Raw genomic sequence first — 18,524 nt, 5'->3', positions numbered from 1 at the left:
AATGGCATCTGATAAAACCACAGTATTGATCGTTGAAGACGAGCCGGCGATTGTCGAACTGGTCACGTTCTCGCTGCGCGAGGCGGGCTGGAACTGCTGCGCCGTGCAAAGCGTGGGCGAGGCCTGGGACTTCATCCAGAGCCGCACCCCGCAGCTGATCCTGCTCGACTGGATGCTGCCGGACCAGACCGGCCTGCGCCTGCTGGCGCGCATCCGCTCGGACCGCCAGTTCAACGAGATCCCGGTGATCATGCTGACCGCCAAGAGCATGGAAGAGGACAAGCTGGCCGGCCTCAACAGCGGCGCCGACGACTACGTCACCAAGCCGTTCTCGCCGCGCGAGCTGCTGGCGCGCGCCAAGGCGCTGTTGCGCCGCAAGAGCCCGGAGCACGCGCAGTCGGCCATGCGCGCCGCCAACGTCATGCTCGACCCGGTCAGCTGCACCGTCTCGATGGACGAGCAGAAGATCGACATCGGCCACGCCGAATACAAGCTGCTCAAGTTCCTGCTGGCGCATCCGGAACGGGTGTTCTCGCGCAGCCAGCTGCTCGACAAGGTGTGGGGCGACCATGTCGTCATCGAGGAGCGCACCGTCGACGTCCATGTGCTGCGCCTGCGCAAGGCGCTGAAGGAAGCCGAGCATTTGATCAAGACCGTGCGTAGTGTAGGCTACATGCTTTCGGAAAAATAAGTCTCGCAAAATGAATCCTAAACTGGTGTTCTGGGTGCCGGCAGCGTTGCGCACCGTTCTGATCCTGGCGGGGTGCGCCTTGCTCGGTTGGATGTTCGGGTGGATGACCGGCCTGGTGGTCGCCCTGGTGGCGATGATGGTGATGGTGTTCGTGCAACTGTCCTATCTCTACCAGCTGAGCAACTGGATGGATGATCCCCAAAGCGCCAAGCTGCCCGACGGCTGGGGCGCGTGGACAAACATCTTCTCGCGCCTGTATCGCATGCGCCGCGACGACGAGAAGAACCAGGCCGAGCTGACCGAATGGCTGGCGCGCTTCCGCCAGGCCATGCACCTGCTGCCGGACGGCGTGGTCATCATGGACGACGTGCTGTTCCTCGAGTGGTGCAATCCGGCCGCCGAAAAGCACCTGGGCCTGACGCACGAGCGCGACAAGGGCATGCGCGTGACCAACCTGGTGCGCAATCCCGACTTCATGGATTACATCATCCTCGGCCGCTACGAGCAGCCGCTGACGATCAGCTTCCGCGAGCGCAAGCTGATCGTGCACATCATTCCGTTTGAAAACCGCCGGCAAATCCTGGTTACCCACGACGCCACCGAGACCGAGCGCATCGAGGAGATGCGCCGCGACTTCATCGCCAACGCTTCGCACGAGTTGCGCACGCCGCTGACGGTGATCGTCGGCTTCCTGGAGATCGCCGCCTCGGAGGGGCTGGACGTGGCCACGCGCTCGGCGCACCTGAAGCTGATGACCGAGCAGGGCCATCGCATGCAGCATTTGATCGAGGACATGCTGACGTTGTCGCGGCTGGAATCGGTCGATTATCCGATGCGGCCGGAGCGGGTCGATGTGCGCAAGCTGATGGAGCAGGTGCTGCGCGACGCGCGGGCGCTGTCGGCCGGCAAGCACGAGATCGCCTTGGAGCTCGACGGCCCGGATGTCATGGGCAGTTATGAGGAGTTGCACAGCGCGTTCGGCAACCTGGCCTCGAATGCCGTGCGCTACACGCCGGCCGGCGGCAAGATCAACCTGGTGTGGCGCGAGTTTGAAAGCGGCGTCAAGTTCAAGGTCGAGGATACGGGGATAGGCATCAGCCCCGAGCATATTTCGCGCTTGACGGAGCGTTTCTACCGGGTTGACAAGAGCCGCTCGCGCGAGACGCAGGGCACCGGTTTGGGGTTGGCGATCGTTAAGCATGTGCTGCTGCGCCATGGCAGCACGCTGCAGATCAAATCGGAGGCGGGCAAGGGCAGCAGCTTCATCGTGTGCCTGCCGAAGACCGCCATCGTGCAGCGGCAGCCGGAGTTGATGTTGAATTGATGGTGGCCGTCATGCGTACTATACCGGTATTTATGCGTCGGGCTGGTTTTCCGGCAGCGCGCTGACGAACGCGGGAAGCGCTTCGCAGCGCGCGGCGATGGCTGTCAGCGTGGGATAGGGCGACAGGTCGCAATCGAAACGGCGGGCGTTGTATAACTGCGGCACCAGGCAGCAGTCGGCCATCGTCGGCTGGTCGCCGTGGCAGTACAGGCCCGTCTCCGGCGCGTGCGCGACCTGGCGCTCCAGCGCTTCCAGCCCCAGCGCCACCCAGTGGCGGTACCAGTCGGTCTTCTGTTCCGGTGACACGCCCAGCTTGTCGGTCAGGTACTTCAGCACGCGCAGATTGTCGATCGGGTGGATGTCGCAGGCGATCACCTGCGACAGCGCGCGCACGCGTGCGCGGCCGCGCGCGTCGGCGGGCAGCAGCGGCGGCTGCGGGTGGGTCTCGTCCAGGTATTCGATGATGGCCAGCGACTGCGGCAGCAGCAGGTCGCCGTGTTCCAGCAGCGGCACCAGGTGCTGCGGGTTTTTCTCGCTGTAGGCTGCGCTGAACTGCTCGCCGCCGCCATTGACCAGGTGCACCGGCGCCAGCTCGGCGGCGATGCCCTTGAGCGCCAGTGCGATGCGCACCCGGTAGGCGGCGGAACTGCGAAAGTAGGTATAAAGTTTCATGGCGGTTAGCGTTTATCGGCCGCCAGCAAGGTGCCCGACGCCGCGCCAAAGCCGATGCGCGGCAAGCCGGGACGGGCGGCGCGGCCGCGCAGCACGACGCGGTCGCCGTCTTCGAGGAACACGCGCTGCTCGCCGTTGGGCAAGGTCAGCGGCTGCTTGCCGCCCGCGCTCAGTTCCAGCAGCGATCCCGCCTGCGCCGCTTCCGGGCCCGATTGGGTGCCTGAACCCAGCAGGTCGCCGGGGCGCAGCGCGCAGCCGTTCACGGTGTGGTGCGCCAGCAGTTGCGCAACGGTCCAGTACGAATGGCGGAAGTTCGACGTGGCCAGCGTGGCCGGCGCCTGGCCGGCCTGGCGCATCGCCGCCGTCTGCAATTGCACCTCCAGTTCGATATCGAAGCCGCCGCCGCCGCGCAGCGCCGGGTAGTCGAGGTAGGGCAGCGGCTGCGGGTCGGCGGCGTCGCGCCGCCAGCCGGTGCGGTAGGGCGCGAGCGCCTCGGTCGTGACGATCCACGGCGAGATCGTGGTGGCGAAGTTTTTCGACAGGAACGGCCCCAGCGGCTGGTATTCCCACGCCTGCAGGTCGCGCGCCGACCAGTCGTTGAGCAGGCACAGGCCGAACACGTGCGCCTCGGCGTCCGCCGCCGCGATCGGCTCGCCCGGGGCGTTGCCGGGGCCGACGAAGATGCCCACCTCGAGCTCGAAATCCATGCGCTTGCTGGCGCCGAACACGGGTTCGGCGTCGGTGGCGCCGCGCGTCTGGCCGAGCGGACGGCGGAACTCCTGGCCGGACACGCCGATCGTGGACGAGCGGCCGTGGTAGCCGATCGGCACCCACTTGTAGTTGGGCAGCAGCGGATTATCCGGCCGGAACAGCTTGCCGACGGCGGTGGCGTGGTGGATCGACGTGTAAAAGTCGGTGTAGTCGCCGATGGTGGCGGGCACGGCGAACTCGGCGTCGGCCTGGGCCACCAGCAGGTCGGGGCGCGCCGGCGCGTCCGCGCGCAGCAGGCGCGACAGGGCCAGGCGCAGGGCCGACCATGCTGCGGGACCGGCGGCCATCAGCGCGTTGAGGCTGTCGCGCGCGCCCAGCGCCGCCGCCTGGCGGGCCACGGCGTGGTCGGGCCGGCCGGCCAGGACGGCGTCGAGCGCGGCCAGATCGACCACCTGGTCGCCGATGGCAACGCCGCCACGAAACGGCGCGCCGCTGCCGGCGCGGCGGAACACGGCGAACGGCAGGTTCTGGATCGGGAAGTCCGATTGCGGATCGTTGGCCGATTCGACCCAGCTGGTCAGCGCGGCGTCATGGGTTTCGTTGAGGGTATGGGTCATGCGCGTGGATCCTTGAAATGTTTGTGGAAGCCCTGCCAGCACTGGTAATAATCGGGCTGCAATTGGGGCGAGGCGAGGGCGGCGGCGGTGGGATGGATCACGTCGCGCGTCTCGAACATGAACGCCATGGTGGCGTCCACCTTGTGCGGTCGCGTGGTGTCGCCTACGCTGGCTTTTTCAAACGTCGGCGCATCGGGGCCGTGGCCGCTCATGCAATTGTGCAGGCTGGCACCGCCGGGCAGGAAGCCTTGCGCCTTGGCGTCGTACTGGCCGTGGATCAGGCCCATGAATTCGCTGGCGACGTTGCGGTGGAACCACGGCGGGCGGAAGGTGTTTTCGGCGGCCAGCCAGCGCGGCGGGAAGATCACGAAGTCCAGCGTGTCCACGCCCGGCGTATCGCTGGGCGCCTGCAGCACCAGGAAGATCGACGGGTCGGGATGGTCGTAGCTGATCGAGCCGATGGTGTTGAAGTGGCGCAGGTCGTACTTGTACGGCGCATAGTTGCCGTGCCAGGCCACCACGTCCAGCGGCGAGTGGCCGATCGCCGCGCGCCACAGGTTGCCGCCGAACTTGGCCACCAGTTCGAAGTCGCCCTCGCGGTCCTCGAAGGCTGCGTGCGGCGTCAGAAAGTCGCGCGGGTTGGCCAGGCCGTTGGAGCCGATCACGCCCAGGTCGGGCAGCCGCAGCAGCGCGCCGAAATTTTCGCACAGGTAGCCGCGCGCCTGGCCGTCGGGCAGCGCGGCCCGGAAGCGCACGCCGCGCGGGATCACGGCGATTTCCTGTGGTTCCAGGTCCAGCACGCCCAGTTCGGTGGCGATGTGCAGCCGGCCTTCCTGCGGCACCAGCAGCATCTCGGCGTCCGCGTTGTAGAAATAGCGGCCTTCCATGGACCGGTTGGCGGCATACAGGTGGATGCCCACGCCGGCGTTGCCGGCCATGGTGACCCAGCCGTCGATGAAGTCGGTGGGCGCGTCGGGCATCGGCAGCGGGTCCCAGCGCAGCTGGTTCGGCGGCGTTTCCACGGCATCGTGGCGGCCCACCATGCGGCCGTTGTCGAGCCGGGTGAACGGCTGGTGCATGGCGCCCGGGCGGATGCGGTACAGCCAGCTGCGGCGGTTGTGGGCGCGCGGCGCCGTGAAGGCCGTGCCGGACAGCTGCTCGGCGTACAGGCCGTGCGGCGCGCGCTGGGGCGAGTTCTGGTGCGGCGGCAGGGCGCCGGGCACCGCTTCGGTGGCAAATTCGTTGCCAAAGCCGGACAGGTAGCCGGCGTGGGGATGATGTGGGTTCACGTTGTCTCCTTTGTGCGGGGCGCGGTATTACTGTAGACCATTAGCGTGATGAATGCGAAAATGGTGGGTATTTACGTTGGAAATAGAGGTGGGCATGGAGCTGCGTGAACTGGACTTGAACCTGCTGCTGGTGTTCCAGGAAGTATTTCGCGAGCGGCAGATTTCCGCCGCCGCGCGCCGCCTGCGCCTGACGCAGTCGGCGGTGAGCAACGCGCTGGCCCGCCTGCGCCGCGCCACCGGGGACGAGCTGTTCGTGCGCGTGGCCGCCGGCATGCAGCCGACGCCGTACGCGCAGCGCATGGCCGAACCGGTGGCCACGGCGCTGGCGCACCTGGAGCAGGCGTTGGCGCCGGCCCAGGTGTTCGAGCCGGCCACCAGCCGGCGCCGCTTCAGCATCGCCATGACGGACGTGGGCGAGGTGTATTTCATGCCGCTGCTCGTCGAGCTGTGCGGCAAGGCCGCGCCCGGCGTCGAGATCGCCTCGGTGCGCGTGGGCACGGCCGGCCTGCGGGCGGAGATGGAGGCCGGCCGCATCGACCTGGCGATCGGCGCGTTCGACGACGCGCCCGAGGCGCTGTACCAGCGCCGCCTGTTCCGCCAGGACCACGTGTGCCTGTTCCGCGCCGGGCACCCGCTGGCCGGCGCGCCGCTGACGATGAAGCGGTTGATGGAGGCGCGCCACCTGGTGGTGGCCGCGCTGGAAAGCCCCTACGACGGCATCAACACGGCGCTGCAAAAGGCCGGCATCCTCGCTGCCGCCAGCTTTTCGGTGCCGCACTTTTCGGCGGCGCCGTACATCGTCAGCACGACGGACCTGGTGGTGACGGTGCCGCAAAAGCTGGCCGAGCGGGTGGCCGCCCCGTTCGGGCTGGTGTATGTGAAGTCGCCGTTGCCGCTGGCCGCCCTGCAGACCAACGTGTTCTGGCACCGCCGCTACAACCAGGACGAGGGCAACCGCTGGCTGCGCACGCTGGTGGTGGAGGCGTTCGGCGAGTAATCAGGCGGTCGTTATTGGGTTACGTTCCCTTGCTTTGCAACGCTTTCACGCAGCTTTGCAACGCGTCCTCGAATGAATGGACGACGTGATCGGCTTGTTCGAACGTGCAATCCCGCAGATCCGGATTCTCGAACGGACTCGGTAACAACACCGCGAATTGCTTGCAATGCGGCAGGTCCTCGCGGAATCTGCGCATCGCCTGTTCCATCTTCTCGCGGTCGTTGAGCGGATCGATGCTCACCAGGCACACGATCGACACCAGCTCCGGCGACGCCTCGGGCGGCGCCGGCGCGTCCAGATCCTCCATGCTCACGCTGCGGGCGTCGATTTTCTGTTCGCGCAGCACGCGCACCAGGATTTCCGTGGCCAGCTCGTCGGCCTGGGTGCCGAGCCCGATGGTCAGCACCAGGCTGCCGGCCGGCACGTCGAACGACCCCTGCCACTCGCCGGTGGCCGAGATGCGGCTGTCGCGCAGCTGGCGGCCGATGCCCACCCCGGCCAGCGCCGACACGGTCTTCCTTTTCTTCCACCATTTCGGATTGCCGCTGAGCGCCTCGATGACGGCGATGACGGTGGTGCTGACCTTCACTTCCTCGGCCGGCGTGATGGCGTTGTCCTTCAAATCGAAATGGGCCAGGTGCAGCGCCGGCACCAGCACGCCGTCGCAGTATGCGGCCAGCGACTTGTGCTGCATGTAGCGCTTGGCGCTGGCGACGATCTCGTGGGCGTCGCCGGACAGCACGCGCTGGTAGAAATTCTGCGGCATGGTCAGCGCCGGCAATTCGCCGAACATGATCTCGAGCACCTTGAGCGCGCGGATGTAGCGGCCGGCCACCACCAGGCACAAGGTCAGCGGCGTCGACAGCACCAGGCCGACCGGGCCCCAGATCGCGCTCCAGAAGATCGCCGCCACCACCACCGACAGCGGCGACAGGCCCGTGGTGTGGCCGTACAGCTTGGGTTCGATGGTCTGGGCGACGACGATGTCGATCACCAGGAACAGGCCGAAGGTCATCAGCGCCAGCGACCAGCCGGGTTCGATGGCGGCCGCCAGCAGGGTGGCGCAGAACGCCGCCATCCAGAAGCCGACGTACGGGACGAAGCGCAGCACGGCGGCCATCGTGCCCCACAGCAGCGCCTGCGACAGGCCGATCACGCTCAGGCCGATCCAGATGGCGATGCCGGTGCAGGCGTTGACGGCGAATTGCGAGATGAAGAAGCGCGATAGCCGCTCGCCGGCGTCGTTGACGGCGACGGTGGTGGCGCGCAAATCCTCGCCGCCGGCCAGGCGGATGAAGCGGTCGCGCAAGGATTCGTGTTCCAGCAGCACGAAGATCAGCACGATGAAGACGATGCCGGCCATCTCCAGCGGCGGCCACACCGAGGCGATCACCTTGCCCAGCAGCTGCAGCGGCTTGAGCGCCGGCTCGCGCACTTCGACCGGCACCGGCGTGCGGCTCGACGCCGGCAGGCCGGGCTGCGCCTGGTCCGGCGCGCCGGGCCCATCCTGCGTGAAATGTTCGATCAACTGGCCGGCCGGGCCGCCCAGGCTGCCGATGGTGCCGCGGGTCAGGCTGTCGAGCGTTTCGATCTTGGCGGCGATGGTGTCCTGGTATTGCGGCAGGCTGGCGCCCAGGCGGCTGACCTGCGAGACGATCACCGCGCCCGTCATCAACAGCGCGGCGGCGACGATCAGCACGCCGGTCAGCACCGACGCGGTGTGGCCGAGGCCGATGCGGCGCAGCGAGCGCACGAACGGCGCGATCAGGAAGCTGAGGATGAAGGCCAGCGTGATGGGGATCAGCACGTCGCGGCCGAAGTACAGCAGGCCCAGGACGGTGGCGGTGCCGACCAGGCCGACGACGGCGTTGGGCAATGCGCGGGCGGGGAGTGAGTCTGACACCTTGTTCCTTGTGAATAGTCTGGCGGGCGCGGGCTCAACGAGCCTGCCTTTCGAGCCTAAATTAAGGGGTATCGTGTGTCAATGCCTGCTTGCTATTTTGCCGCAAGCTACTGTCGGAATCGGCTGATCACGTTGGGCGGATGACGGTGTCCCGCCCAGCGTGCTTCGGCGCTTACGTGGTGCTGCGGCGCAGGTAGTTGGCGGGGGTCGAAATCGGCAGGTCCGAGACGGTGACCGAATTGGCCAGCGCCAGCTGGTCGGCCTCGCGCAGCCTGGCGTCGGGCGCGAGCACGCGCTCGATGACTTTGGGGTTGATATTAATGCTCTGCAAAAACTCGACCGCGCTGGCCGTGCCGATATCGCGTTGCACCTCCAGCGCTTGGCGGACGATGAACTCGAGCGAGTGCCAACCCGCCGTTTCCGACGTTTCCGCCGGCCGGCTCTGACGTCTGTCGTGTTCTGGACTCATGTCGTACTCCTTGCAACGGGGGATTAGAAGGGAGGAAATTTGAATGAGACCAATTGTAGCCTATCTCCCGGCCGCGCAACACCATACCATGCGTCGATTTGCGCACGGTCGAAACTACCATCGGACTAGTCGCCGAACCATTGTTTAAGCGTGTCCCGGGCTTTCTGCACGTGCTCGTCCTTGATGTGCGCGGCGACGGCGGTGGCGGCGGCGATCAGCACGCCGATGTCGTCGGTGTAGCCCAGCGCCGGCAGCAGGTCCGGGATCGCGTCGATCGGCGAGATGAAGTAGCCGAGCGCGCCGTAGATGGTGGTCTTGGCCCACAACGGCGTGTCCGGATCGGTGGCCGAGTAGTACATCTTGAGCGCCTGTTCGAGCACTTTTTGTCCGGCGCTCCTGGCCTGCGTCTTTACCTTGTTCCAGAAGCCGGCATCGGAATAGTGCGACGCATACTCGGTCTTGGCCATATTTGTTCTCCCTGAGTTCCAACATTAAAAGCCCATGCGCAGCCAGTGTAGCCTGTCGCGCGATAAAGCTCCACATCGGCGGAACATCCGTGCGTGCGCGCAGGTCTAATATCTTTGATTTAAGGAGGGAGGACCGCATGGACACCACTTGGATAGTCGTGGCCAACGCCGGTCGCGCGCGTTTTTTCCAGCAAGAGAAGCAGAACCGGCTGGTCGAGGTCAACGACATGGTCAATCCGAAGGCGCGGCTGCGTAACTCGGAACTTGCACACGACCAGATCGATCCGCATTCAGCATCCAACAGCCGCTCTGATACGGGTGCGCCGACGCCACCCAGTGGCTGCGAACACAGCCAGTTGCCCGACGAGCACCAGACGGAGCTGCTGGCCAGGGACGTGGCGGATTTCCTGCTGACGGCCTTGCAGGCGGGATGCTACCGGCATTTGATGCTGTCGGCGTCGCCGAATTTCCTCGGCGTGCTGCGCCGGGTGCTCGACGAGCAGGTCAAGGCGACGGTCACGCTGGAGATCAACCAGGACTACACGCAGTTGAACATGCTGGAGCTGCCAGAGAAGCTGGCCGCCCACGCGGCCAGGGGCTGACTAGAGCTCGCGGCCCAGCGCCGCCTCGAACAGGCGCAGTTGCTCGCGGTCGTCGAGCAGGTAGTCGGCGCGCATGATGTCGTGGGACACGATGCGGTCCTCCAGCAAGGGATCGACCTTGGTGCGCAAGTAGGCCAGGCCGAGCGCCGTGCCTTTGCCCAGCCGCATGCCGGGATGGAAGTGCAGCCCCTGGCCGGCCGTGATGTACTCGATGGCCAGCACTTTTTGCACGTTGCCGAGGATGCGCAGCAGGTTCAAGGTGGCGGGCGTGCCCAGCGACAGGTGGTCCTCCTGCAGCGCCGAGGTGATGTAGTTGTCCAGCACCATGGGCTGTGCCAGCATCTTGTTTTCCGCCACCAGCGACGCCGCCGCGTACTGCACGATCATCAGCCCCGAATTGACGCCGCTTTCGGCGATCAGGAACGGCGGCAGGCCGCTGACGTAGGGGTTGACCAGGCGGTCGATGCGGCGCTCGGCCACGCCGCCCAGCTCGGCCACGGCGACCGACAGCGAGGTGGCCGCCATCGCCATCGCCTCGCCGTGCGGATTGGCCTGCGAAATGACGCGGTAGCTGTGGATGTCGCCGAACACCAGCGGATTGTCGTTGGCCGATTGCAGCTCGATGCCGATCAGGCGTTCCGCGTGGGCCAACTGCTCGCGCGCGGCGCCGTGGATCTGCGGCATCGATCGCAGGCTCAGCGCATCCTGGGTGCGGATGCCTTCGCCGCTTTGCAGCACCGCGCTGTCGGCCAGCAGCGCGCGCAGGTTGGCCGCCACCCGCAGCTGGCCCGGATAGGGCTTTTGCGCCATCGCCTCGGCGTCGAAGGCGCTGAGCTGGCCGCGCAGCGCCTCGAAGCTCATCGCGCCTATCATATCGGCCCAGCAGGCCAGCCGCTTGGCGTGGTCCAGCGCCAGGCACAGCAGGCCGGTCATGCAGGGCAGGCCGTTGACCAGGCTCAGGCCGTCCTTGGCGCCCAGCGCGACCGGTTGCATGCCCAGCATCGCCAGCGCCGCGCCGGCCGGCATCAGCTGGCCGCGGAAGCGCACCTCGCCCAGCCCGATCAGGGCCAGGCCGATGTGGGCCATGTGGGTCAGGTAGCCGACCGAGCCCTGCGCCGGCACCACCGGGGTCAGCCCCTCGTTGAGGAAGTCCAGCAACTGGCGCACCACCGGCGCGCTGACGCCGGAGTGGCCGCGGCTGTAGTTGACGATCTGCGCGCACATGATGGCGCGCGTTTCGACCACGCCCAGCGGCGCGCCCAGCCCGCAGGCGTGGCTCTTGAGCGTGCGGCGCGACAGCTCGCCCAGTTGGGCGCCGCTCAGCACCACCTCGGACAGCGCGCCGAGGCCGGTGTTGATGCCGTAGGCCTTGACGCCGTCGGCGACGATGCGCTCGACGATGAGCCGGGCGTTGCCGATGCGTTCCCACAAGGCGTCGCTCAGTTCCAGGCGGGCGCCGCGCGCCACCATGACCACTTGCTGGTAGGTGGCCGGGGCCGCCGCGCTCAATACCACGATGTCCGTTTGCATGGCCGTGCCCCCGTTCATGCCGGCCGCGGCGCCGCGTGGGCGCGCTTTTCGACGAATTTACGCACGTAGTCGTCGGCCGGGGCTTGCAGGATGGCGTCCGGCGTACCGACCTGCACCAGCTTGCCGTCGCGCAGGATGGCGATGTGGTCGCCCAGCTTCAACGCCTCGTCCAGATCGTGCGTGATGAAGATGATGGTCTTGTGCAGCGTCGATTGCAAGCGCAGCAACTGGTCCTGCATGTCGTCGCGGATCAAGGGGTCGAGCGCGCTGAAGGCCTCGTCCATCAGCAGGATGTCGGTGTCGGCCGCCAGCGCGCGCGCCAGGCCGACCCGCTGCCGCATGCCGCCCGACAGCTCGTCCGGATAGTTGGCCTCGTAGCCCTTCAGGCCGACCCGTTCGAGCCAGTCGCGCGCCTTGGCGTGGGCCGCCGCCTGGTCGTCGCCGCGCGTCAGCAGGGCGAAGGCGGCGTTGTCGAGCACGGTCTTGTGCGGCATCAGGCCGAAGCCCTGGAACACCATGCTGATGGTTCGGCGCCGCAGTTCGCGCAGCTCGGCGCCGGACATGGTCAGCACGTCGCGGCCGTCGATCAGGATTTCGCCCGCGCTCGGTTCGATCAGGCGGTTGAAGTGGCGCACCAAGGTCGACTTGCCCGAGCCGGACAGGCCCATGATGACGAAGATCTCGCCGGCCCGGATGTTGAGCGAGACGTCGCTCAGGCCGACGTTGCAGCCGGTGGCGGCCAGCACGGCGCCCTTGTCGCCGCCGTCGCGCAGCATCTTGAGCCCCTGTTTCCAGCGCGGCCCGAAGATCTTGCAGACGTTGCGGACTTCGATTTTATGGTCGTTCATTTGGTCCCCTTGCCGGCCAGCGCCAGACGTTGGCGGCTGTCCTTGCCGTAGCCTTGGGTGATGCGGTCCATGACGATCGCCAGGATGACGATGGCGATGCCGGCCTGCAAGCCCTTGCCGATGTTGACGGTCTGTATGCCTTCGAGCACGTCCTCGCCGAGGCCGCGCGCGCCGATCATCGAGGCGATCACTACCATGCCGAGCGCCATCATGATGGTCTGGTTCAGGCCGGCCATGATGCTGGGCCGCGCCTGCGGCAGCTGCACCTCGATCAGCAACTGCCAGCCGGTGGTGCCGAACGACGTGGCCGCCTCGACCAGCTCCTCGCCGACCTGGCGGATGCCCAGGTCGGTCAGGCGCAGCAGCGGCGGCGTGGCGTAGATGATGGTGGCCAGGATGGCCGGCACCTTGCCCAGGCCGAACAGCATCAGCACCGGCACCAGGTACACAAAGCTGGGCATGGTCTGCATCACGTCCATGACCGGCATCAGCACGTTGCGCAGCGCGTTGCTGCGGGCGCTGAGGATGCCCAGCGGGATCGCCAGCGCCACCGAGATCGAGGTGGCGACGATGACCAGCGCGAGCGTCTGGATCAGCTGGTCCCACAGCCCGAACGCGCCCACCAGCAGCAGGCACAGGGTGAAGCCAATGGCGTGCGCCAGGCGCCGCGTCGCGTGCAGGCTCAGCAGGAAGACGGCGGCTAGCACCAGCCACCAGGGCAGGGCGCGCAGCGCGCCCTCGAACGGTACCAGCACGTGGCGCAGCAGCCAGATCGAGGCGTCGTGGAAGGTGTCGCCGAACCGGCTGTTGACGGCGTCGACCGCCGTGTTGATCGGCTCGACCAGGGAAATGCTGAGCGCTTCGGGAAAGGATGACATAACTACCTCATTTAAGACTTGCGCTGATTTTGGCGGCGTTGGCGGCCGGCATCCAGGCCTGCCAGATGGCCGGTTGGCGCTGCAGGAATTGCCGCGCCAGCAAGGCCGGCTCGATCTTTTTCGCTTCGCGCTCGGCCAGCAGCGCGTTGAGCAGATCGGCCGGCATGTTCATCTTGTCGAACAGCGCCATCAACACCGGATCGGCGTCGTGGAACACGCGCGACACGCCCACCTGCAGCTTGTTGGGCGGGTTGACGGTGCCGCACGGCTTGGTGTTGTTCTGGTTGGTCAGCGTTTCCCAGCACGCTTGCGAAAACGCCGGCTCTTCCAGGCGGATGAACTTGTAGCGGCCCATCATCGCCGTCGGGCTCCAGTAGTAGAACAGCACCGGCCGGCCGCGCTGCACCGCCGAGGCGATCGCCGCGTCCAGCGCCGGGCCGGTGCCGGGGCGGAAGTTGATGTAGCTGCCGCCCAGGCCGTACGCCTTGAGCTTTTGCGTGTTGACGCCCTGGCAGGTCCAGCCGGCGGGGCAGTTGAGGAAGCGGCCCTTGTCCGGCTCCTCGTCGTCCTGGAACAGATCTTTATACTTCGGCAGGTCGGCCACCGACTTCAGGCCCGGCGCGCGCGCCTTGATGCCGCGTCGGGCGTCGCCCAGCACCAGGTATTCCGGCACGTACCAGCCTTCGACCGCGCCTTTGATGATCTCGCCCATGCCCACCACCTTGCCGGCCTTGGCCGCGTCGTTCCATGCCGTGCTGCGGCCGATCCACTCCTCGGCGAAGACCTGGATGTCGTTGCGCGACAACGCCAGTTCCATGGCGATGCTGTTGCCGGGCAGCGCATCGGTCTTGCAACCGTAACCCTGTTCCAGCACGTAGCGCATGACCTCGGTCAGCAGGCGCGCGCTTTCCCAGTTCAGGCCGGCGAAGTTGACGGTCTTGCCGCCGGCGCACCAAGTCGACGCCGCCGGGGCCCCGGCCGGCGCCGCTTGCGCGGAGCAGGCGGCGGCCAGCAGCACGGCGGCGGGGAGCTGATGAAGTCGCGTCATGAACCCCTCCCTTGAAGTTGGCGCGCGCCCGCTCAAAAGCGCGCCTTGACCCGCACGCCCACGGTGCGCGGACGCGCCATGAAGGTCGTGTCGCCGGGCTGCAGTCCGTTCGGATCGCGGGTGATGTCGACGATCTTGGTGCCGTTGTTCAAGTTGGTGCCGAACAGGCCGAACTCGTATTTGCCCGATTTGTACGACAGCGCCGCGTTGAGCATGGTCGACGACGGGATTTCCGCATAGTTGCTGCCGGTGGGCGCGAAGTCCGTGTACGAATTGCCACGGTAAGAATAGGTGGCCGAGAAGCCCACCTCGTCGTTGTCGGCCAGCGGCAGCGCGTAGTTGAAGCTGACGTTGGCGGTCAGGCGCGGCGCGTACGGCGTGCGGGTGCCGGCCGGGGCCGATTGCGCGGCCAGCGGCGTGACGATGTCGGACTTGGCCTTGGCGTCGGTGTAGGCGGCGTTGAAGCCCAGGCTCATGCGGCGCGCCAGCTTGACCATCGACTCGATCTCCAGGCCCTGGCTGCGGATCTTGCCGGCGTTCTGCGTGTAGTAGTACGAGCAGGGCAGGTAGTTGGCGACCTGCACCTTTTCCCAGTCGATCAGGAAGGCTGCCACGTTCAGGCTGACGCGCTGGTTGAGGAAGGTGTTCTTCGATCCGAGCTCGTAGCTCCACAGCTGGTCGGGGCCGAAGCTGGCCGGCGCCTGGATGCCGCACAGCACCTGCGGCACCGGCTGGTTGTTGCCGCCGTAGCGGAAGCCCTTGCCGGCCTGGGCGTACAGCAGGTGCTCCGGGTCCAGGTGGAAGGCGGCGGCGAAGCGCGGATTGCCGCCGCGCGCGCTCGATTTGCTGTGCACCACGTTGGGCGTGCCGACCGGCGTGTCGACCGTGGCCGCCGGCGTGTTGCCGTAGTAGCCGGTGAAGCGCAGGTCGAAGTCCTCCTTCTGCGTGAACAGGCGCACGCCGGCGGTCAGGTCCAGCTTGTCCCAGACGGTGTAGGTGGCCTCGGCGAACAGCGCCGCCTGGCGCGCGTGGCTATCCTGCGTGCCGGAGAACTGGTCGTCGTTGTTGAAGGCCAGGTCGTTGGCTTTGGAGCTGTAGCCGGGGAAGTCGTAGGTGGCGGCGTACAGCGCGTCCATGCCGTGGGTCGGCTCGTCCTCCCAGAAGTGGCGCTTGCCGCTTTCCAGGAACAGGCCGCCGGTCCACTTCAGCGGACCCGGCTCGGTCGAGTTCAGGCGGAATTCCTGCGCGAAATCCTGCAGCCGGTTGGCGATCGTGTAGTCGGCCTGGACCAGGTTCTGGCCGGGGAAGATGAAGGCGGTGGTGTTGTACTCGTCCGATTTGACGTACAGCGTCTTGCGGTGCACGTAGCTGGTCGACGACACCAGTTCGGCCTTGGCCATCCGGTAGTTGACGGCCAGGTTATACAGCTGCAGGTCGTCGTTGCTCTTTTGTTCCGTCAGGGCGCGGGTGGTGAACGGCGCCAGGCCGGTGAAGGCGCCGTTCAGGCCGCCCTTCATGCTGGAGGCGGTGATGCTGGCGTCCACCGTCAGGTCCGGCGAGGCTTGCAGGCGCATGGCGACGCGGCCCTGGTGGGTGGTGGTGTCGTTGGTGCGTTTGCCGTCGAGCGCGTTCTTGATGTAGCCGCTGTCCTCGCCGGTGTAGCCGGTCACGCGCAGGCCGAGCACGCCTTCCTTGACGGGCACGTTGACCATGGCGCGCACGTTGCCGTTGCCGCCGCCGTTGCCGGAGGTTTGCGAGCCGACCGCCTCGAACGAGCCGAACACCGAGTCGAGGTCGGGCTTTTGCGTGATCTGGCGGATGGTGCCGGCCATCGCGCCGGCGCCGTACAGCGTGCCCTGCGGGCCGCGCAGCACCTCGATGCGTTCGAGGTCGAGCACCTTGAGGTCGGGATTGCCGGACTTGAGCGTGACGGGCATGTCGTCCACGTACACCGCCACCAGCGAGGCGTCGGCCACCTCCGACGGCGTGATGCCGCGCACCACCAGGCCGCGCATGGTGATGTTGTTGACGCCGGGGCCTTGCTCCTGCATGTCGAGCGACGGCGCCACGCGGGCGATGTCGGCCAGGCCGCCGAGGCCGAACTTGGACAGGCTCTCCGGCTTGATGGCGGTCAGCGCCATCGGCACTTGCTGGATTTCCTCGGCGCGGGCCGAGCGCGAGGCGGTCACTTCGATGCGCTCGATCTTGTCGCCAGTGTCGGCGGCCGGGGCGGCGGCGCTGTTCGCCGCGGCCGGCGCCACCTGGGCCGACACGATCGCACTGGCCGACACCATCGCCAACGTACCCAACCCCATCAATTTTTTGCTCATGTTGATTTCCCTCTGGTCTAGCTGCATGAAATTGCACCATTACGTGGCGGGGCGCCCCATGGTGGGGCGCCACTTGCCCATCGCTCCGGCGGATTAAGGCTTATCGTTCCCATATTTGTCTATACAGGTTGGATAATGTTGTCTATACAAATAACTGGACAGCAAGCTTGTAGAGCAGGATACGTGCCAGCATTTATCGCGGCCGGGGAGGGTGGGGTACACGTGCCGGCTGGCCAAATGCCCGGGAAAGCCCGGCTGGCGCGATGTTTCAGGGGTGAAAGTAAGGTAACACGACGATCGCAATGTTGTATATACAAATTTTGCTAGCACGATGCTAGCCTGTTGTGTTTTTGCTGTCGTGTCAGCGCAGGGCGGGGTAGCTGAAGGCGGCGAAGTGGATGGCGTTGAGGGCGATGTGGAGCAAGATCGGCGCCTCGATGCGCCGCGTGAGGTGGTAGGCGTAGGCGTAGCCGACGCCGGCGACGGTGGCCAGCAGCGCGTACGCCGCGCCGCCGGGCAGGTGGACGGCGCCGAACAGCAGCGCCGAGCAGGCCATGGCGATCCACTGGCCGGAAGGCCGGCGCGCCAGGGCCGCGGCCAGGCGGTGCTGGAGGAAGCCCCGGAAGAAGGCTTCCTCCGCCACCACGGTGAAGAACAGGTTGACGGCGATGAACTGCATCGTCAGCTGCGACAGCTTGACGTCGGGGCGCACCGCGCCCATCGCCACGGCCAGGCCGAGCACCGCCACCAGCGTGGCCAGCAGCACCGGCAGGACCTGCTTGAGCACGCCGCCGAACTCGTTCCACGAGCGGGCCCGGCTGCACAGCAAGGCCAGCAGGATCAGGCCGACGGCGCCCTTGTCGAAGTTGGCGTACTGCGTGAACGGCGGCGCGCCGGGCGAGAGCGTCACCGCGTCGATGACGATCGCGTTGTTGAAGCCGGGCAGCTTGTGGACCGCCAGCGCCAGGGCCAGCACCGCCGTGACGACGCCGCAGACCACGCGCACATAGCGCTGCGGCGCGCGGGCCGTCAGATAGGCGCTGCCGGCCAGCGCCGCCAGCGCGACGATGGCCGGCGCGCGCAGCACCCCGGCGGCCATGCCGAAGGCGAGCGCGGCGACGAAGAACGCCAGCCAGGGCTGGATGGCGGCCCGGCCGAGGCTGATCGGTTTGGCCCAGGCGGCGCAGATCGCGGCCGCCAAGAGAATATAAGTTGCGAGGGTGATGTCGGAGATCATTGAACGAGGTGTTGATTTTTCGTCCAATAATATCACCTGGGCAACTTCAATCAAAACTTATAGCTGAATCCGGTCATCAGCACCGGCGTGGTCTTGCGCTTGGTCAGCGGGCTGTCGGCGGCGTCGCCGGTCAGGCGGGTGAAGCCGAGCGCCGTGTGGGTCGACCAGTTCTTGTCGATCACGTGGTCCCAGCTGACGGCGGCGCTGACCGTTTCGAACCCCGCCTTGGCGCGGTAGGCCCGGTAGCCGGAGCGCACGCTCTGGGCGTCGCTGACGCCGAAGTAGGTGCGCATGTGCTTGTTGTCGCCGTAGACCGCCGACGCCCCCAGGCCGATCTGGTCGTTGGTGCCGCTGTACAGGGGCAGCGAGGCGCCCAGCGTGTAGGTCGAACCGTTCTCGCGCTTGCCGAGCGCCTGCGTGGTGCCGAGGCTCAGGCCGACCTTGCCGAGCTGGTAGCTGGCCGTCAGCACGCCCTGCAGGCCGCCGTCGATATCGCCCATGCCCCGGAGCGCGTCGGAGCCGGCGCCGAAGGTGCGCTTGTGCTCGTCGCGCGACCCGCCGTAGCTCAGCGCGCCGCTCAGGTTGACAGGGCCGACGTCGGTTTGATAGCCGATGCCGCGCCGGGTGCTGATGAAGAAGCCGTTGGCGTAGCTGCGCTCGAGGAACGGCACCGGCACCACGTGGCTGTCGTCGCTGCCGGCGTATTCCGGCACGTAGGCCGCGCCCAGGCCGACCATCAGGCTGTCGGCGTCGGGCTTGTCGGCCGCGCGGCCGTTGCCGGCGAGGACGCAGAGGGTGGTCAGTGCGAGGGCGAGCTTGAGATGGGGGGCGTGGCGCATGGTGGTCATCCTGTCAGTGTGGTTCGGGGTCCGCCGGTGCGTGATTGCCCGGCTCGGAACGGGCTGAAGTGT

17 protein-coding genes are annotated in these 18,524 nt (G+C 66.9%); 4 read left to right on the top strand and 13 right to left on the bottom strand.

All coding sequences use genetic code 11. The features are described 5' to 3' along the window. The first annotated feature begins 1 nt into the window (after position 1). The gene (locus JOD97_RS14760; protein ID WP_209718990.1) at positions 2 to 691 is read left to right on the top strand and encodes a response regulator; all 690 of its coding nucleotides are present in this window, start codon (positions 2 to 4) and stop codon (positions 689 to 691) included. A 10-nt stretch (positions 692 to 701) separates the two neighbouring features. Further along, complete coding sequence (phoR, locus tag JOD97_RS14755) at positions 702 to 2,015, top strand: phosphate regulon sensor histidine kinase PhoR (RefSeq protein WP_209718987.1); 1,314 nt, start codon at positions 702 to 704, stop codon at positions 2,013 to 2,015. Positions 2,016 to 2,045: 30 nt separating this feature from the next. Here the strand turns inward: phoR and maiA are convergent, their stop codons facing one another. From maiA to hmgA, 3 genes are read right to left on the bottom strand one after another with little or no spacing between them, the layout of a single operon-like run. Continuing rightward, positions 2,046 to 2,687 carry a maleylacetoacetate isomerase gene (gene maiA, locus JOD97_RS14750; protein WP_209718984.1) on the bottom strand — a complete coding sequence of 214 codons (642 nt, stop codon included), beginning with the start codon at positions 2,685 to 2,687 and terminating at the stop codon, positions 2,046 to 2,048. 5 nt (positions 2,688 to 2,692) lie between these two features. Next, entirely contained in the window at positions 2,693 to 4,015 is a 1,323-nt protein-coding gene (fahA, locus tag JOD97_RS14745; protein WP_209718981.1) for a fumarylacetoacetase, read from the bottom strand. After that, positions 4,012 to 5,304, bottom strand: a complete 1,293-nt coding sequence (gene hmgA / locus JOD97_RS14740) for a homogentisate 1,2-dioxygenase (protein ID WP_209718978.1) — start codon at positions 5,302 to 5,304, stop codon at positions 4,012 to 4,014. The genes fahA and hmgA overlap by 4 nt, the downstream gene beginning before the upstream one ends. Positions 5,305 to 5,398: 94 nt before the next feature. Between hmgA and JOD97_RS14735 the strand changes: the two genes are divergently transcribed. Continuing rightward, a complete protein-coding gene (locus tag JOD97_RS14735; RefSeq protein WP_209718976.1) occupies positions 5,399 to 6,301 on the top strand; it encodes a LysR family transcriptional regulator in 903 nt (300 codons plus the stop codon). Between the two features lie 19 nt (positions 6,302 to 6,320). Here JOD97_RS14735 and JOD97_RS14730 read toward each other — a convergent pair whose 3' ends face one another. From JOD97_RS14730 to JOD97_RS14720, 3 genes are all read right to left on the bottom strand, one after another. Next, the gene (locus JOD97_RS14730; RefSeq protein WP_373999862.1) at positions 6,321 to 8,204 is read right to left on the bottom strand and encodes an AI-2E family transporter; all 1,884 of its coding nucleotides are present in this window, start codon (positions 8,202 to 8,204) and stop codon (positions 6,321 to 6,323) included. A gap of 172 nt (positions 8,205 to 8,376) precedes the next feature. Beyond that, positions 8,377 to 8,673, bottom strand: a complete 297-nt coding sequence (locus tag JOD97_RS14725; protein ID WP_209718973.1) for a hypothetical protein — start codon at positions 8,671 to 8,673, stop codon at positions 8,377 to 8,379. A 125-nt stretch (positions 8,674 to 8,798) separates the two neighbouring features. After that, on the bottom strand, positions 8,799 to 9,140 hold the full coding sequence (locus JOD97_RS14720; RefSeq protein ID WP_209718971.1) for a YkvA family protein: 342 nt from the start codon (positions 9,138 to 9,140) through the stop codon (positions 8,799 to 8,801). A gap of 137 nt (positions 9,141 to 9,277) precedes the next feature. Here JOD97_RS14720 and JOD97_RS14715 point away from each other — a divergent pair, with 137 nt between their 5' ends. Continuing rightward, positions 9,278 to 9,742 carry a host attachment protein gene (locus JOD97_RS14715; protein ID WP_209718968.1) on the top strand — a complete coding sequence of 155 codons (465 nt, stop codon included), beginning with the start codon at positions 9,278 to 9,280 and terminating at the stop codon, positions 9,740 to 9,742. On the opposite strand, the gene hutH is transcribed toward JOD97_RS14715, so the two are convergent. From hutH to JOD97_RS14680, 7 genes are all read right to left on the bottom strand, one after another. Next, complete coding sequence (hutH, locus tag JOD97_RS14710) at positions 9,743 to 11,272, bottom strand: histidine ammonia-lyase (protein ID WP_229264457.1); 1,530 nt, start codon at positions 11,270 to 11,272, stop codon at positions 9,743 to 9,745. It abuts the gene before it with no gap. A gap of 14 nt (positions 11,273 to 11,286) precedes the next feature. After that, a complete protein-coding gene (locus JOD97_RS14705; RefSeq protein WP_209718965.1) occupies positions 11,287 to 12,120 on the bottom strand; it encodes a glycine betaine/L-proline ABC transporter ATP-binding protein in 834 nt (277 codons plus the stop codon). Further along, positions 12,117 to 12,998 carry a proline/glycine betaine ABC transporter permease gene (locus JOD97_RS14700; RefSeq protein WP_209718962.1) on the bottom strand — a complete coding sequence of 294 codons (882 nt, stop codon included), beginning with the start codon at positions 12,996 to 12,998 and terminating at the stop codon, positions 12,117 to 12,119. Before JOD97_RS14700 ends, JOD97_RS14705 begins: the two co-directional genes overlap by 4 nt. Before the next feature lie 7 nt (positions 12,999 to 13,005). Further along, on the bottom strand, positions 13,006 to 14,046 hold the full coding sequence (locus tag JOD97_RS14695; protein ID WP_209718960.1) for an ABC transporter substrate-binding protein: 1,041 nt from the start codon (positions 14,044 to 14,046) through the stop codon (positions 13,006 to 13,008). 32 nt (positions 14,047 to 14,078) lie between these two features. Beyond that, positions 14,079 to 16,376 carry a TonB-dependent receptor gene (locus JOD97_RS14690; protein WP_209718957.1) on the bottom strand — a complete coding sequence of 766 codons (2,298 nt, stop codon included), beginning with the start codon at positions 16,374 to 16,376 and terminating at the stop codon, positions 14,079 to 14,081. 361 nt (positions 16,377 to 16,737) lie between these two features. Continuing rightward, positions 16,738 to 17,613 carry a CPBP family intramembrane glutamic endopeptidase gene (locus JOD97_RS14685; RefSeq protein ID WP_209718954.1) on the bottom strand — a complete coding sequence of 292 codons (876 nt, stop codon included), beginning with the start codon at positions 17,611 to 17,613 and terminating at the stop codon, positions 16,738 to 16,740. A 50-nt stretch (positions 17,614 to 17,663) separates the two neighbouring features. Then, positions 17,664 to 18,452, bottom strand: a complete 789-nt coding sequence (locus JOD97_RS14680; protein ID WP_209718952.1) for a MipA/OmpV family protein — start codon at positions 18,450 to 18,452, stop codon at positions 17,664 to 17,666. Positions 18,453 to 18,524: the final 72 nt, after the last annotated feature.

The organism is Duganella sp. 1411, assembly GCF_017833525.1.
In the GTDB taxonomy this organism is placed as follows: Bacteria; Pseudomonadota; Gammaproteobacteria; order Burkholderiales; family Burkholderiaceae_D; genus Rugamonas.
Note: the sequence above shows the minus strand (reverse complement) of the source record. Positions and strands in the feature narration are given on the sequence as shown.